Source organism: Streptomyces sp. NPDC032822 (genome assembly GCF_055578825.1).
Map to the genome: position 1 here is coordinate 25,176 of NZ_JBVIOL010000002.1, position 14,808 is coordinate 39,983.

General features: G+C 72.0%; 8 protein-coding genes and 1 pseudogene. 7 read left to right on the forward strand and 2 right to left on the reverse strand.

Annotation, left to right across the window (positions count from 1 at the left end; translation table 11 throughout):
• Nucleotides 1–33 precede the first annotated feature (33 nt).
• Nucleotides 34–1,104, forward strand: a pseudogene (locus tag ACZ5VD_RS05805) (ATP-binding cassette domain-containing protein); the annotation flags it as partial.
• Between the two features lie 240 nt (nucleotides 1,105–1,344).
• Here the strand turns inward: ACZ5VD_RS05805 and ACZ5VD_RS05810 are convergent.
• Nucleotides 1,345–1,953, reverse strand: a complete 609-nt coding sequence (locus ACZ5VD_RS05810) for a LuxR C-terminal-related transcriptional regulator (protein ID WP_468554212.1) — start codon at nucleotides 1,951–1,953, stop codon at nucleotides 1,345–1,347.
• 338 nt (nucleotides 1,954–2,291) lie between these two features.
• Between ACZ5VD_RS05810 and ACZ5VD_RS05815 the strand changes: the two genes are divergently transcribed.
• Entirely contained in the window at nucleotides 2,292–4,445 is a 2,154-nt protein-coding gene (locus tag ACZ5VD_RS05815; RefSeq protein ID WP_468681648.1) for a PP2C family protein-serine/threonine phosphatase, read from the forward strand.
• Between the two features lie 122 nt (nucleotides 4,446–4,567).
• Here the strand turns inward: ACZ5VD_RS05815 and ACZ5VD_RS05820 are convergent, their stop codons facing one another.
• Complete coding sequence (locus tag ACZ5VD_RS05820) at nucleotides 4,568–5,953, reverse strand: S1 family peptidase (RefSeq protein WP_468681006.1); 1,386 nt, start codon at nucleotides 5,951–5,953, stop codon at nucleotides 4,568–4,570.
• Nucleotides 5,954–6,842: 889 nt separating this feature from the next.
• On the opposite strand from ACZ5VD_RS05820, the gene ACZ5VD_RS05825 reads away from it, so the two are divergent.
• From ACZ5VD_RS05825 to ACZ5VD_RS05845, 5 genes are all read left to right on the forward strand, one after another.
• A complete protein-coding gene (locus ACZ5VD_RS05825) occupies nucleotides 6,843–7,058 on the forward strand; it encodes a type A2 lantipeptide (RefSeq protein WP_468554210.1) in 216 nt (71 codons plus the stop codon).
• Between the two features lie 144 nt (nucleotides 7,059–7,202).
• Entirely contained in the window at nucleotides 7,203–8,009 is an 807-nt protein-coding gene (locus ACZ5VD_RS05830; protein ID WP_468681008.1) for a hypothetical protein, read from the forward strand.
• Entirely contained in the window at nucleotides 8,006–10,231 is a 2,226-nt protein-coding gene (locus ACZ5VD_RS05835) for an NHLP family bacteriocin export ABC transporter peptidase/permease/ATPase subunit (RefSeq protein ID WP_468554208.1), read from the forward strand. The genes ACZ5VD_RS05830 and ACZ5VD_RS05835 overlap by 4 nt, the downstream gene beginning before the upstream one ends.
• A gap of 1 nt (nucleotide 10,232) precedes the next feature.
• Complete coding sequence (locus ACZ5VD_RS05840; RefSeq protein ID WP_468554207.1) at nucleotides 10,233–13,049, forward strand: NHLP bacteriocin export ABC transporter permease/ATPase subunit; 2,817 nt, start codon at nucleotides 10,233–10,235, stop codon at nucleotides 13,047–13,049.
• Nucleotides 13,050–13,224: 175 nt separating this feature from the next.
• Nucleotides 13,225–14,727, forward strand: a complete 1,503-nt coding sequence (locus tag ACZ5VD_RS05845; protein WP_468681011.1) for an MFS transporter — start codon at nucleotides 13,225–13,227, stop codon at nucleotides 14,725–14,727.
• The last annotated feature ends 81 nt before the right edge of the window (nucleotides 14,728–14,808 follow it).

Below are 14,808 nucleotides of genomic sequence, written 5' to 3' on the forward strand. Positions count from 1 at the left end.
GAGATCGCCCGGGACACCTTCGCCGGCCTGGTGATGGTGTCGCGGTCGTTCGTGTTCACCGTGGTCGGCGCCCTGGTCGGCCTGTTCTCGCTGGCCCCGCTGCTCCTGCTGGTCGTCGGTCCCCCGCTGCTCGCCGGCGTGGCCCTGTTCGCGGTGACGCTGCGACCGCTGGCCCGCCGGCAGGAGGCGTATCTCGTGGCCGACGAGGCGCTGGCCGAGGATCTCGGCGCCGTCTGTCCGGGGCTGCGGGACATCACGGCGGCCGGCGCGGAGCACCGGGTCGCGGCCGGCACGGGGCGCCGGATCGACGCCGAACTGCGGGCCGCGCGCTCCCTCGCCCGCTTCGGTGTCCTGCGCGTGGCCGCGCTGACCGTCGGCGGGCACGTGCCGATCGTCCTGCTCCTGGCCACCGCGCCCTGGCTGCTGGCCCGCGGTGTCACCGCGGGCGCCCTGGTCGGCGCCCTCGCCTACGTCACCCAGTCCCTGCTGCCCGCGCTGCACAACCTGATCCACGGCCTGGGCGGCAGCGGCTCACGGCTGGTGGTGGTGCTGCGCCGACTGGTCCGGGAGCCGGCCGTCCCCGCCGTCGGCACACCGCTCCCGCGGGCCCGTCCCACCCCGTCCCCCGACACCCCGGCGCTGCGCCTCACCTCCGTCACCTTCGCCTACGGCCCCGCCGCCGCCCCCGTCATCGAGGATCTCGGCCTCACCCTCCCGCCCGGTGCCCACCTGGCCGTCGTGGGGCCCAGCGGCATCGGGAAGTCCACGCTCACCGCGCTGGTCGCCGGGCTGCTCAGGGCCCGGGAGGGCACGATCCGGGTCTGTGGGCTGCCCGCCCGCCAGGCGGCTGCCCGCAGGGTGCTCATCCCGCAGGAGGCGTACGTCTTCTCCGGCAGCCTCGCCGAGAACCTCGCGCATCTGCGGCCGGATCCCGTGCCCGAGCCGGAGTTGCTCGCCGCGGCGGAGGCGGTGGGGCTGACCCCGCTGCTCGACGCGTGGGGCGGGCCCGCGGGCCGGGTGGATCCGGCGGCGCTCTCCGCCGGGGAACGCCAGTTGATCGCGCTGACCCGGGCCTATCTGTCGTACGCCCCGCTCGCGCTGCTCGACGAGGCGACCTGCCATCTGGATCCGGTGGCGGAGGAACGCGCCGAGCGGGCCTTCGCGGACCGGCCGGGCGGCACGCTGGTCGTCGTCGCCCACCGGATCAGCTCGGCCCGGCGGGCCGACCGGGTACTGGTGATGGACGGCAGCCGTACGGCGTACGGGACGCACGAGGAGCTGGTGCGGGGTTCGGCGTCCTACCGTGCGCTGGTCGGCGGCTGGACGCCGGTGCCGTCCGGGCGCTCAGAGCCAGCCCTCGCCCTGCGAGATACGGATAGCGTCGATGCGGTTGCGGGCCCCGGTCTTGCGGGTGATGGCCGCCATGTAGTTGCGCACCGTCCCGTGCGACAGGTGCAGGCTCCCCGCGATCTCCGCGACGGAGGCGCCCTCGGCGGCCAGGGATAACACGTTGAGCTCTCTTCGGGTCAGCGGCATTTCGGCGGCCTTGAGGAACCCGAAGCCGAGCGAGTCGTCGACGAAACGTTCCCCTTCGGCGACGCGGCGGATTCCGCGGACCAGGTTGTCGGGCGAGCGGTCCGTGTCGACGTATCCGAGCGCTCCCGCCTCCACCGCGCGTTTGAGCAGACCGGGCCGGTTCGCGGCGGTCAGTACCAGCAGCCGGGACCGCGTCGCGGCCGGGCCCCGGGGGAAGAGGTCACCGAGCGGCGGCAGACCGTAGGCGTCCGCGCACTCCAGGTCGGCCGCGCAGACGTCCGGCCGAACGGACCGTACATGCCCCGGCGCACCACGCCACGGGGTGTCGTACACCCTCAGATCCGCCTCCCTGCGGAGCCACTCCGCCAGTACCGATCGGACCAGACACGCGTCATGCACCAGAAGCACCCGGATCACTGCCGCCCCTTCAGCTCGCCGTACGCCGGTTCTCGGTGTTGAGCGCGTGCCCCATTGTTCGCGTCCGTGACCGTTCCTCGGCGCGAAGAACCGGCCAACGGGATGCGCGGGGGCGCACGCGACGGCGCGCGCACGCCGTCGCGCGCTTCGACTGTGGGGGCATGGCTCCGGGCGGACGGGGTACCCCGCCGACCTCACCGTGACGCGGGCATTCCTGTGCCGTGCGCACGCCCTCCCCCGGTCGGTCGGCGGTGCGCCCGGGCGGCGCTCGCCGTGCGCGATGGGCCGCCAGGGGGCAGATTTGTGGCGTGGGACCCGCCGCGTGGCCGGGCGAGGAGGTGGTCGGCGTGTCCGACGGACAGATGTCCGCGCAGCCGCCGGTGACCGCCAGGACCCGCGCCGGCCGCCCTCTGCTGTCGCTGGCCCTGGCCGCGATGATGGACGAGGTGCACGCGCACTCCGGTGCCGTCTATCTGCTCGCGGACGACGCGTCGGTGCTGGAGATGGCCGTGATGGCGGGGCTGCCCCGGGCGTTCGCGGCCCCCTGGGAGCGGGTGGGGCGCAGTGCGCCGATCCCGGTTGCCGAGGCGGTGCGCGAGCGGCGGCTGGTGTGGGTGGGCGGCGAGGAGGACATGGCCCGCCGCTATCCCCGGATCGCGGTCGTCCTGCCCTACCCCTTCGCGCTGGCCGCGGTGCCCGTCGCCACCGAGTCCACCGAGTACGGGGCGGTGTTCGTGACCTGGCCCGGCTCGCACCCCTCGGAGCTGTCCGCGCGGGAGCGGGACCATCTCACCGCGGCCTGCGACCGGCTCGCGGTGCGGCTGGAGCGGGCCGCTCTGGACAGCGTCCCGCTGCACGCCGAGCCGGATCTGCTGGGGGCGCCCACGATGGGCGGCCCGGCCGGCACGCTCGGCACGGTGGAGGCGGCACGGATGGTGGCACGGCTGCCGTACGGACTGTGCTCCCTCGATCTGCACGGGCGCGTCACCTTCGCCAACACGGCCGCGGCCGAACTGACGGGGGTGCCGGTGAGCGGGTTGCTGGGCTCCCCGCTGTGGGCGTCGGTGCCGTGGCTGAACGATCCGGCGTACGAGGACCGCTACCGGGCCGCGCTGCTCAGCCAGCACACCACGTCGTTCGTGGCGCTGCGCCCGCCCGGCGACTGGCTGTCGTTCCGGCTGTATCCGAGCACGACCGGGCTGAGTGTGCGGGTCAGCCGGGCGCGGGCGGTGGCGGAGATGACCCGGGCCGGGCCGCGGCCCGGTGACGCGCTCTCCCGGCTCGTGACGATCTCCCAGGTGCTGAGTCTGGCCGGGGCGCTCACCGAGGCGGCGAGCGTGCAGGACGTGGTGCAGCTGGTCGCGGACGAGATCGCCCCGGCGGTGGGCAGCCAGGCCCTGGTCGTGCTCGGTTCCCGGGCCGGCCGGCTGCACGTGCTGGGCCACCGCGGCTATGCGGACCCGCACGTCGTGGAGCGGTTCGACGGGCTGCCGCTGACCGAACAGACACCGGGCACGCAGGTCCTGACCAGTGGGGTGCCCACGTTCTTCGACTCCCGGGAGCAGTTGGAGCGGCTGTACCCGGCCCGGCACGCGACCCCCGACGGCTTCGCGTCCTGGGCGTATCTGCCGCTGGTCGCGTCCGGCCGGCCGGTGGGCACCTGTGTGCTCGCCTACGCCGAACCGCACCCCTTCCCCGCGGACGAGCGGGCGGTGCTGACAAGCCTCGGCGGGCTGATCGCCCAGGCGTTGGAGCGGGCGGTCCTCTACGACGTCAAGCACCAGTTGGCGCACGGCCTCCAGGCGGCCCTGTTGCCGCACTCGCTGCCGTCGCTGCCCGGCATCGAGGCGGCGGCCCGCTATCTGCCGGCGACCCAGGGCATGGACATCGGCGGCGACTTCTACGACCTGGTGCCGATCGAGGGGCTGGCGGCGGCGGTCATCGGGGACGTGCAGGGCCACAACGTCACCGCGGCCGGGCTGATGGGGCAGATCCGTACCGCCGTGCGCGCGTACACGACCGTGGGACAGCCTCCCGAGGAGGTCATGCGGAGCACCAACCGGCTGCTGATCGACCTCGGTTCGGATCTCTTCGCCAGTTGTCTGTATCTGCGGCTCGACCCGGGCCGGGGGCGGGCCGTGATGGCCCGGGCGGGGCATCCGCCGCCCCTGCTGCGGCGGCCCGACGGGCGGGTGCGGGTGCTGGACCTGGCCGGCGGCCCGCTGCTGGGCATCGACAGCTCGGCCGGGTATCCGACGACGGAGGTGGATCTCGCTCCGGGTTCCGTGCTCGTGCTCTACACGGACGGGCTGATCGAGTCGCCGGGCGTCGACATCGAGGACGCGCTCGCCGCGCTGGGGCGGCGGCTGGCCGAGGTCGGGGACCGGCCGCTGGACGAGCTGGCCGACGAACTGGTCCGGCACAGTGCGGCCACGCGCGAGCGGAGCGACGATGTGGCGCTGCTGTTGCTGCGGGCGCGGGCGGAAGACTGAACGACGCGGTCCCGCCCGGTGGGAGAACAGAGCGGTCCGGCCCTCCCGCCGGAGGGCCGGACCGGTCCTGTCGGGAGCGGCTCAGTGGGGGCGAACCGCTTCCGACGTGTGGGTCGGTGGGATCAGTGGGTCTCGGTCACGCCGGACTCGTCCTCGACACCGGTCCCGGTGCCGTCACCGGCTCCGGCCTCCTCGCCGCCTACTTCTTCACCGGCTCCGGCTTCCTCACCGGCTCCGGCTTCCTCACCGGCCCCGGCTTCCTCGCCCGCACCGGCCTCTTCGCCAGCACCGGCTTCCTCGCCCGCGCCCGCCTCTTCACCGGCTCCGGCCTCTTCGCCCGCTCCGGCTTCCTCGCCGGCCCCGGCCTCTTCGCCGCCCGCCGCGTCTCCGGCGCCGAGCGTCGCGCCGACCGCCGCCAGCGCGGTGGTGACCGGCTGGAAGAAGGTCTCGCCGCCGACCGTGCAGTCGCCGCTGCCGCCCGAGGTCAGGCCGATCGCCTGACCGTCCTGGGTGAACAGGGAGCCGCCGCTGTCGCCGGGCTCGGCGCAGACGTCGGTCTGGATGAGCCCGGTGACGGTGCCCTCCGGGTAGTTCACGGTGGCGTCGAGTCCGAGGACCTGGCCGTCGTTCAGCCCGGTGGTGCTGCCCATCCGGAAGACTGCGAGGCCGACCGTGGCGTCCGCTGCCTGGGAGATCGCCACGGTCTGGCCGCCGCCCACGTTGACGTCGCTGGGGGCCTCGGTCGCCGGGTCGTCGTACTTGACGAGCGCGAAGTCGCCGTCACCGGGGAAAGTCGCCTGGTCGACGGTGGCGATGGGCGCGCCGGCCTCCGAGTCGGCCCACGCCTCCTCCGCGACCCCGCAGTGACCGGCGGTCAGGAAGGCGGGGGTGCCGTCACCCGCGGTCACGTTGAAGCCCGCCGAGCAGCGTGCGCCGCCGCCGAAGATGGCGTCTCCACCGGAGAGGAACGTCTTGAAGGTGCCGGCCGACTTCTTGATGGTGGCCATGCCGGAGCCGAGGCTCTCGACGGTCGACTCCACGGTGTCCCAGTTGGCACCGGTGACCGTGCTGTCGGCGGTGACCAGGATCTTGTTGGTCCTGGGGTCGACGGCCCACGCGGTGCCCGGGACGGTCGCCTCGGTCTTGAGGGTCTGGGCGCCGGCCTCCAGTTCGCGGATGCTGTTCTCGACCTCGCGGACCTTCGCGCCCGCCTTCTCCGCCTTGACGACCACATCGTTGTTGTCGCCGGCGACGACGTTGACGACCAACTGCCGGCTGTCCGTGTCGTAGTAGGAACCGGCGAAGGCGTCACCGAGGAGTCCGGAGAGCTGCGAGGCGAGATCCGAAGCGTCGCCCGCCTTCAAGGTCCTGGGCGCGGCGGCGGCGTCGTTGGAGGAGCCGTCCTGGGAGGCGTTGGCGTTCGGCAAGAGGATCGCCGCCGCTCCGAGCGCCACCACGCTGCCCGCCGCTATCGCGGCCTTGCGCTTCGGAATTCGCTTGTGACTCAAACTTCTCGACCTCCTGAGGGACCGGAGTCTGCTGCCGGTGTTTGGCAGTTGTTAAGGGCGCCTGGATGGCAGTGGGTACGCACGGAGCTCACGGGGCGTTCAATTCCGTTTCCGTGCGCCCCTCTTGCACCACCGAATCGGCCATCGCGGACCCTCGTCGCCGCGAGGGGAGGAGCAATCCCCCATATGACGATGTCCTCCGGCGAAGCCGACACGGTCGCCGACGGCGTCCCCGGCCCCGGAGTCCTCGTGTGCCGTGACGGTGACATCTACTCCGACCAGGGAAGTCGTGGTCCCCGACGACCACCGCCGGCACGGCGGCCGGGGCCGCGGCGCCTGCCGCCCGGGATGTCCGCGCCCCGAGGCCCTTCCGGCCCGCGGTGACCGGTTCGGATGTCCTGATCGAAGCGGTCGGCAGTCTTTTCCGCTCCGGCACGTTCAGCGATCGGTCGACAACGGTCCGTCGTGATCGGCCGGTCGAATCCCGACTCCTGGGAATCTGCACATCGGCTGCCCACCGAGGGCACCGCGTGTGAAGGATCTGCAGAGGCAAAGGGTGCCCCTCACGTCATTGGGGCGGAGTGTCGGATTCGCGGCCGGCCCGACCGGGGTCGATTGCTGCACATCGCTGTGCCACATACGAAGAAGTCGCCACCAGAGCGTGGACGGTCCTGCACGCATGGGTGCTCATGAGGCACAAGTGCCCTGGTGGGACGGGGGATTGATTGGAAGCCCGGACCCGCCGCGTGCTTTGATCCATCGCACCGCAGGGGCCGTCCAGGGCTCATCCGGAAACGGGGTGTCCGGCGCCTGTGGTCGCGGCCGTCCGTCTGTCCCCAGAGGGGGCCGCTCCCCCCTTGTGAATACCCATATGAAGGGAAGTTCCATCATGAACTCCACCCCCCAGGTTGCGACCGTCGAGATCTCCGACGCCGAGCTCGACAACGTCTCCGGCGGCCTGTCCGTGAACGCCCTCGGCACCGTCACCGGCCTGGTGGACGGCATTGCCCCGGTTTCCGGCCTGGTCAACACCGCTGTCGGCACGGTCGAGGGTGTCACCGGCCTGAACACCGCCCCGGTCACCAGCCTGGTCGCCGGCATCTGATCGCCTTTCCGCGATCGTTGCGTCCCGGAGCCGTACTGCGGCTCCGGGACTCTCGGTTGTCGTGGGGCCGGTGGTGAAAGCGGCCCCGCTCCAGCCGGCTCGGGCGAGCCGGTCCTTACTCGTTCGCAGGTGAGGGAAAGTTCCGTGCAGTTCCGCCAACAGGCCCTCGCCAAGCTCCAGTCGCCGGAGGAGCTCGACCTTCCGGTGCGTTTCGCCCGCCCCCAGGGCTGGCTCGTGCTGTCCGTGACGGTGATCGTCATGGCGGCCGCATCGGTGTGGGCGGTCACCGGCTCGGTGGCCTCCACCGTCGGCGCGCCCGCGATCCTCTCCCACGGCGAGGGCAGTTACCTCCTGCAGAGTCCGGTGTCCGGGCAGGTCACGGCCGTCGTCGCCGAGCAGGGCGAGCGGCTGCCCGCCGACTCCCCCGTCCTGAAGGTCCGTACCGGCCAGGGCGATGTCGTCGTCCGGACGGTCGCCGCGGGACGGGTCACCGCGCTCGCCGCCACCATCGGGCAGATCATCCAGACCGGCGCGAACGTCGCCGCCGTGGAGAAGGTCGCCCGGGCCACGGACCCCCTGTACGCGACGGTGTACGTGCCCGCCGAGAACGCGGCCTCCATCCCCGCGAACGCCGCCGTGGACCTGACCGTCCAGTCGGTGCCCACCCAGGAGTACGGCGTGCTGCGCGGCCAGGTGAAGTCGGTGGACCGCTCCGTCCAGTCGCCCCAGCAGATCGCCGCGTTCCTCGGCGACAGTCAGCTCGGCGAGCAGTTCAGCGAGGACGGCCGTCCGGTCGCCGTCCTGGTGAGGCTGGACAGGTCGTCCGGCACGAAGAGCGGCTACCGGTGGTCGTCCTCGGACGGGCCGCCGTTCGCCCTGACCTCGATGACGATGGCCGACGCTTCGATCCGGCTGGCCGATCAGCGTCCCGTCGACTGGCTGCTGCCGTGAGCGCCGACCAGGACACCAGAAGCAGGCGCCGCGCCGCCCCGCCCAAGCGCCGGCCCGTTCCCACGGGCAAGGTCAAGACGGTGCGTACGCCCACCGTGCTCCAGATGGAGGCTGTCGAGTGCGGTGCCGCCTCGCTCGCGATGGTGCTCGGCCACTACGGAAAACACGTCCCGTTGGAGGAGCTGCGGATCGCCTGCGGTGTCTCCCGGGACGGCTCGCGCGCCAGCAACCTCCTCAAGGCGGCCCGCAGTTACGGTCTGACCGCCAAGGGCATGCAGATGGACACGGCCGCCCTCGCCGGGGTGCGGACACCGGCCGTGCTGTTCTGGGAGTTCAACCACTACGTCGTCTACGACGGCATGGGGCGCCGCTTCGGCCGCCGCGGGGTGTACATCAACGACCCCGGCAAGGGCCGCCGTTTCGTGCCCATGGAGGACTTCGACGGCAGCTTCACCGGTGTCGTCCTGGTCATGGAGCCCGGCGAGGACTTCAGCAGGGGCGGGCGCAAGCCGGGTGTGCTGGGCGCGATGCCGGCCCGGCTGCGCGGCACCGCGGGCACCATGCCGGCGGCGGTACTGGCGAGCCTGCTGCTGGTGCTGGTCGGCGCGGCGGTGCCCGCGCTGAGCCGTACCTACATCGACATGTTCCTCATCGGGGGGCAGACCTCGCTGCTCGGCGTGCTGTTCGCGTCGATGGGCGCGTCCGTGCTGCTCACCCTGGTGCTGACCTGGCTGCAGCAGGCGAACCTGCTGCACGGCCGCATCATCTCCTCCACCCTCTCCAGTGCCCGCTTCCTGCGCCATCTGCTGCGGCTGCCCGTCACCTTCTTCTCCCAGCGCAGCCCCGCCGACCTGGTGCAGCGCCTCCAGTCGAACGACGCGGTGGCCGAGACGCTGGCCCGCGACCTCGCGGCGGCGGGCGTGGACGCGGTGGTCGTCGTTCTCTACGCGTTCCTGCTGTACACGTACGACCCGCAGCTCACCTATGTCGGCATCGGCGTGGCCCTGCTGAACGTGGTGGCCATGCGGGTGGTGATCCGGCTGCGCGCCACGCGCACGGCGAAGCTGCGGGCCGACAGTGCCCGGCTCACCAACACGGCGTACACCGGGCTGCAGTTGATCGAGACGATGAAGGCGACCGGCGGCGAGGACGGCTACTTCCGCAAGTGGGCCGGGCAGCACGCCACCACCCTGGAGGAGCAGCAGCGGCTGGGGGTGCCGAGCGCCTGGCTGGGCGTGGTCGCGCCGACCCTGGCCTCGCTGAACAGTGCGCTGATCCTGTGGATCGGCGGCATGCGGGCGGTGGAGGGCGGCATCTCGATCGGCCTGCTGGTCGCCTTCCAGTCGCTGGTCACCCGCTTCACCGCCCCGATCACCCGGCTGAACGGCGTCGCGAGCCGCATCCAGGACTTCGCGGCCGACGTGGCCCGGCTCAAGGACGTGGAGAACTTCCAGGCCGACCCGCTCTACGGCCGCCCCGGCTCCAGTGACTCCACGCGCCGGCTGCAGGGCCATGTCGAGCTGCAGAACATCACCTTCGGCTACAACCCGCTCGACAAGCCCCTGCTGTCCGGCTTCGACCTGACGGTGGGCCCGGGCCAGCAGGTCGCGCTGGTCGGCGGTTCCGGCAGCGGGAAGTCCACGGTGTCCCGGATGATCTCCGGTCTGTACGCGCCCTGGGAGGGCGTGATCCGGATCGACGGGCAGCGCATCGAGGACATCGCGCGCGGGGCGCTGGCGTCCTCCGTCTCCTTCGTCGACCAGGACGTGTTCCTCTTCGAGGGCTCGATCCGCGACAACGTGGCGCTGTGGGACCCGTCGATCCCCGACGAGGCCGTGGTGGAGGCGCTGCGGGACGCCGCTCTCCACGACGTCGTGACGCGCCGCCCCGGCGGCATCCACAGCAGGGTCGAGCAGGACGGCCGCAACTTCTCCGGCGGTCAGCGCCAACGCCTGGAGATCGCCCGGGCGTTGGTGCGCAGGCCCAGCATCCTGGTCCTCGACGAGGTGACCAGCGCGCTGGACGCCGAGACCGAGCTGACCGTCATGGACAACCTGCGCAAGCGCGGCTGTGCCTGTGTGGTGATCGCGCACCGGCTCAGCACCGTGCGCGACAGCGACGAGATCGTCGTACTCCAGCACGGCACGATCGTGGAGCGCGGACGGCACGAGGAGCTGGTGGCGCGCGGTGGCGCGTACGCCGAGCTGGTCAGGGAGCGGTGAGATGACGACCGCACACGAGGGAGACCTCGTTCTGCAGGCGCTGGGCGCCATGGGCACGCCGGTGGACTGTGCCGGCTTCAGCCGTATCGAGCTGGAGGGGCCGCAGGTGCTGTGGCTGGTCGCGGCCGGCGCCGTGGACCTGTTCGCGGTGGACGCCGAGGGGCAGGGCCACTGGCACCACCTCGGGCGCCTGGAGGCGGGGTCCCTGCTGCTCGGTCCGGTCGCGGGTCCCCAGCACACCCTGGTCGCCCGTCCGCTCAGGGACTGCGTGGTGCGCCGGATCAACCTGCGTGAGCTCTACCAGCCCGCGGACACCCGGACATGGTCCTACGACGCGTACGGCAATCCCCAGTACGTGCCGCCGACGACGAGTCCGCTGGAGTACGCCCTCGCCCTGGGTGTCGGCCGCAGTCTGTCCATCCTCTTCCAGGCGCCGATGGCCACCGAGCGGTCGGCCGCGCCTACCGACGAGGACGTGTTCTGGATGCAGGTCCCGCCGGGCAGCGTGCAGTACGGCTCGCTGTACGGGGCGGAGGCGGCGGCCGATCTCCTGATGGATCCCGCCGTGTGGCAGAGCATGGTCGACCAGCAGTACCGGCTGCTCACCACGCTGGACCGGTGGATCGAGCAGTTGGAGCACACCCACGAGACCCGGACGGCCGCCGGTATCAAGGCCGGTGAGGCGGTCCGCGCCCAGGCGGACCAGACCCTGCTGGCGTCGATCGGCAAGCGGTCCGCGCAGCGCGCGACGGCCGCCGACGCGGACGCCAGTCACGCGGCCTGCAAGCTGGTCGCCGAGGCGGCCGGGATCCCGCTGGCCGAGCCCGCGCAGTCCGGCACCGAGAGCGACCGCCTCGATCCGGTCGAGCGGATCGCCCTGGCCTCGCGGGTGCGGCTGCGGTCCGTTCGCCTCGACGGCCGCTGGTGGCGGGACGACGTCGGCCCGCTGGTGGGCCACCGGGCTCTGTCCGGTGCGCCGGTGGCGCTGCTGTGGCGGCGCGGCGGCTATGTGTCCGTGCATCCGGCGACCGGCCGGGAGACACCGGTCGAGAAGGCGAACGCGGAGGAGTTCGAGCCGCGCGCGGTGATGTTCTACCGTCCGCTGCCCGACCGGCCGCTCAATCCGTTCGGGCTCCTCCGCTTCAGCATGCGGGGCACCCGTGGCGACCTGTCGAACCTGCTGGTCAGCGGTCTGGTGACGGTGGCGATCGGGTCGCTGGTGCCGATCGCCACCGGCAAGGTGCTCGGGGAGTACGTGCCGAGGGCGCAGACCGGTCTGATCGTGCAGGTCTGTCTGGCGGTGATGATCAGCAGCGTGGTGGCGGCGGCCTTCATGCTGATGCAGAACCTCACCATGCTCCGGCTGGAGGGCCGGATCGAGTCGACGCTCCAGCCGGCGGTGTGGGACCGGCTGTTGAGGCTGCCGACGAAGTTCTTCACCGAGCGCTCGACCGGTGAGCTGGCGAGCGCGGCGATGGGCATCAGCGCGATCCGCAGGATGATGGCGGGCATCGGCCCGGTGGTGGCGCAGTCGGTCACCATCGGCGCGATGAACCTGGGCCTGCTGTTCTGGTACAGCGCCTCGATGGCGCTGGCGGCGATCGGGATGCTCGTCGTCATCGCAGCGGTGTTCCTGGGGCTCGGGCTGTGGCAGGTGCGCTGGCAGCGGCGCCTGGTGGTGCTCGGCAACAAGCTGAACAACCAGGCGTTCCAGACCCTGCGCGGCCTGCCGAAACTCCGGGTCGCGGCGGCCGAGAACTACGCGTACGCCGCCTGGGCCTCGGAGTTCGCGCGCAGTCGCGAGCTCCAGCAGAAGGTCGGCCGCATCAAGAACCTCACCGCCGTGCTGGGCGCGGTCTATCTGCCGCTGTGCACCCTGATCATGTTCATGCTGCTGGCGGGCCCGGCGCGCGGCGCGATGTCGGCGGCGGCTTTCCTCACCTTCAACACGTCGGTGACGATGCTGCTGACGGCGGTCACCCAGCTCACCGGATCCTTCGTCTCGGTGGTGGCCGCGCTGCCGCTGTTCGAGGAGATCAAGCCGGTGCTGGACGCCAGGCCCGAGGTCCGCACGGCGAGCACCCGGCCGGGTCCGCTCTCCGGGAGCATCGAGGCCCGCCGGCTGTCCTTCCGCTACGCGGACGACGGTCCGCTGGTCCTGGACGACGTGTCCTTCGACATCCGGCCCGGCGAGTTCGTCGCGATCGTCGGCCCGAGCGGCTGCGGCAAGTCGACGCTGCTCAGGCTACTGATCGGCTTCGACCGCCCGGTCTCGGGCAGCGTGCTCTACGACGGCCAGGACCTGGCCGCCCTCGACCAGTCGGCGGTGCGGCGGCAGTGCGGGGTGGTGCTCCAGCACGCCCAGCCGTTCACCGGCTCCATCCTGGACGTCATCTGCGGCACGGAGCCGTACACGCCGGAGGAGGCCCTCGCGGCGGCCGAGATGGCGGGGCTCGCCGAGGACATCAAGCGGATGCCGATGGGCCTGCACACGATCGTCTCCGGCAGTGGCGCGATCTCCGGCGGCCAGCGCCAGCGCCTCATGATCGCCCAGGCGTTGATCCGCCGGCCACGGATCCTCTTCTTCGACGAGGCGACCAGCGCCCTGGACAACGAGACGCAGCGCACGGTCATCGAGAGCACCAAGGCCCTCAACGCCACCCGGATCGTCATCGCGCACCGGCTGTCCACAGTGCTGGACGCCGATCGCGTGATCGTCATGGAGGACGGCAAGGTCGCCCAGCAGGGCCCGCCCGCCGAGCTCCTCGCGGACACCGGCGGGCGGCTGCACGAGCTGGTGCGGCGCCAGCTGGCGTGAGGGGCCCTCGGGCCGCGTCCCGCGGATCCGGCTCCGACCACCGCCGGTGACCGACCTGCCCACCCTCAGCGAAACGTTGCCGTTTCGCTGGAAGTGGTCTAATCTCCAGGTGTACGAAACGGTTTCGTTTACGTGCTCATTACCTTCGGACGACTTTCCCTGGAGTGGTTCCCCGATGTCCCAGAAGACTCTGACCGAGAGCGGTCCGGAAGGCGCCGCCGAAGCGCCCTCCGGCTCCGCCTCCAAGCGGTGGTGGATCCTCGCCGTCGTCGCGCTCGCCCAGCTGATGGTGGTCCTCGACGCGACCATCGTGAACATCGCCCTGCCCTCGGCCCAGGCCGACCTGGGGTTCTCCGACGGCAACCGGCAGTGGATCGTCACCGCGTACGCCCTGGCGTTCGCCTCCCTGCTCCTGCTCGGCGGCCGAATCGCCGACCTGTTCGGCCGCAAGCCCGCCTTCCTCGTCGGCGTGGTCGGCTTCGCCGCCGTATCCGCCCTCGGCGGTGCCGCCACCAACTTCGAGATGCTGGTCACCGCACGCGCTCTCCAGGGCGCCTTCGGCGCGCTGCTGGCGCCCGCCGCGCTGTCGCTGCTGAACACGACGTTCACCGACGCCCGCGAGCGCGCCAAGGCGTTCAGCGTCTACGGCGCCATCGCCGGTGCCGGCGGCGCGGTGGGCCTGCTGCTCGGCGGCCTCCTGACCGACGCCCTCGACTGGCGCTGGACGCTGTACGTCAACGTCGTCATCGCCGTCGTCGCCTTCGCGGGCGGCTGGATCCTGCTGTCCAACAAGCGCGACGCCTCGAACTCCAAGCTCGACGTGCCCGGCACCGTCCTGGTCGCCGCCGGTCTCTTCTCCCTGGTCTACGGCTTCTCCAACGCGGAGACGCACGACTGGGACTCCCCGGCGACCTGGGGCTTCCTGATCGCGGGCGGGGTCCTGCTGGCCGCGTTCACCTGGTGGCAGACCCGTGCCGCGCACCCGCTGCTGCCGCTGCGCATCCTGCTCGACCGCAACCGCGCGGCCTCCTTCTTCGCCGTACTGATCTCCGGCGCGGGCATGTTCGGTGTGTTCCTCTTCCTCACCTACTACCTCCAGCTGAACCTGGGCTTCAGCCCGACCAAGACCGGTGTGGCGTTCCTGCCGATGGTCGCCGCGCTGATGGTGGCCGCACAGGCCAGCACCACGGTCCTGGTCCCGCGGATCGGGCCGAAGGCGGTCATCCCGCTGGGCTTCGCGGTCGCCGGGGTCGGCATGGCCTGGCTGACCGGGATCGGCGTCGGCTCCGGCTATCTGTCCTCGGTGCTGCCGCAGCTCGTCGTGACCGGCTTCGGTCTCGGTCTCGTGATGCCGCCGGCCATGCAGCTGGCCACCGGCGGGGTCGCGGCCGAGGACGCGGGCGTCGCCTCCGCCACCGTCAACGCCATGCAGCAGGTGGGCGGTTCGATCGGCACGGCCCTGCTGAACACGCTGGCCGCCGGCGCCGCGACCGACTACCTGGCGGGCAAGGACCCCACCAACAAGCTGGTCCAGGCCGAGGCGACGATCGAGAGCTACACCACCGCCTTCTGGTGGTCGTCCGGCTTCTTCGCCGCCGGCGCGCTGATCGCCTTCCTGCTCTACCGGCGCGGGGTGCCGGAGCAGGACCCGGACGCCGCGCAGGTCGTCCACATGTGATCCGACCCACCCGATCCGACCGAGCCGCACCGGTCGGGGGGTCGTACCGAGCCGAGGGGCCGCCGTCCGCAGGGAAACGGC

Excerpts from the sequence above, each read along its gene's own strand:
- ACZ5VD_RS05825 (WP_468554210.1), top strand. The coding sequence starts at position 6,843 with ATGAACTCCACCCCCCAGGTTGCGACCGTCGAGATCTCCGACGCCGAG.
- ACZ5VD_RS05840 (WP_468554207.1), top strand. The coding sequence starts at position 10,233 with ATGACGACCGCACACGAGGGAGACCTCGTTCTGCAGGCGCTGGGCGCC.
- ACZ5VD_RS05845 (WP_468681011.1), top strand. The coding sequence starts at position 13,225 with ATGTCCCAGAAGACTCTGACCGAGAGCGGTCCGGAAGGCGCCGCCGAA.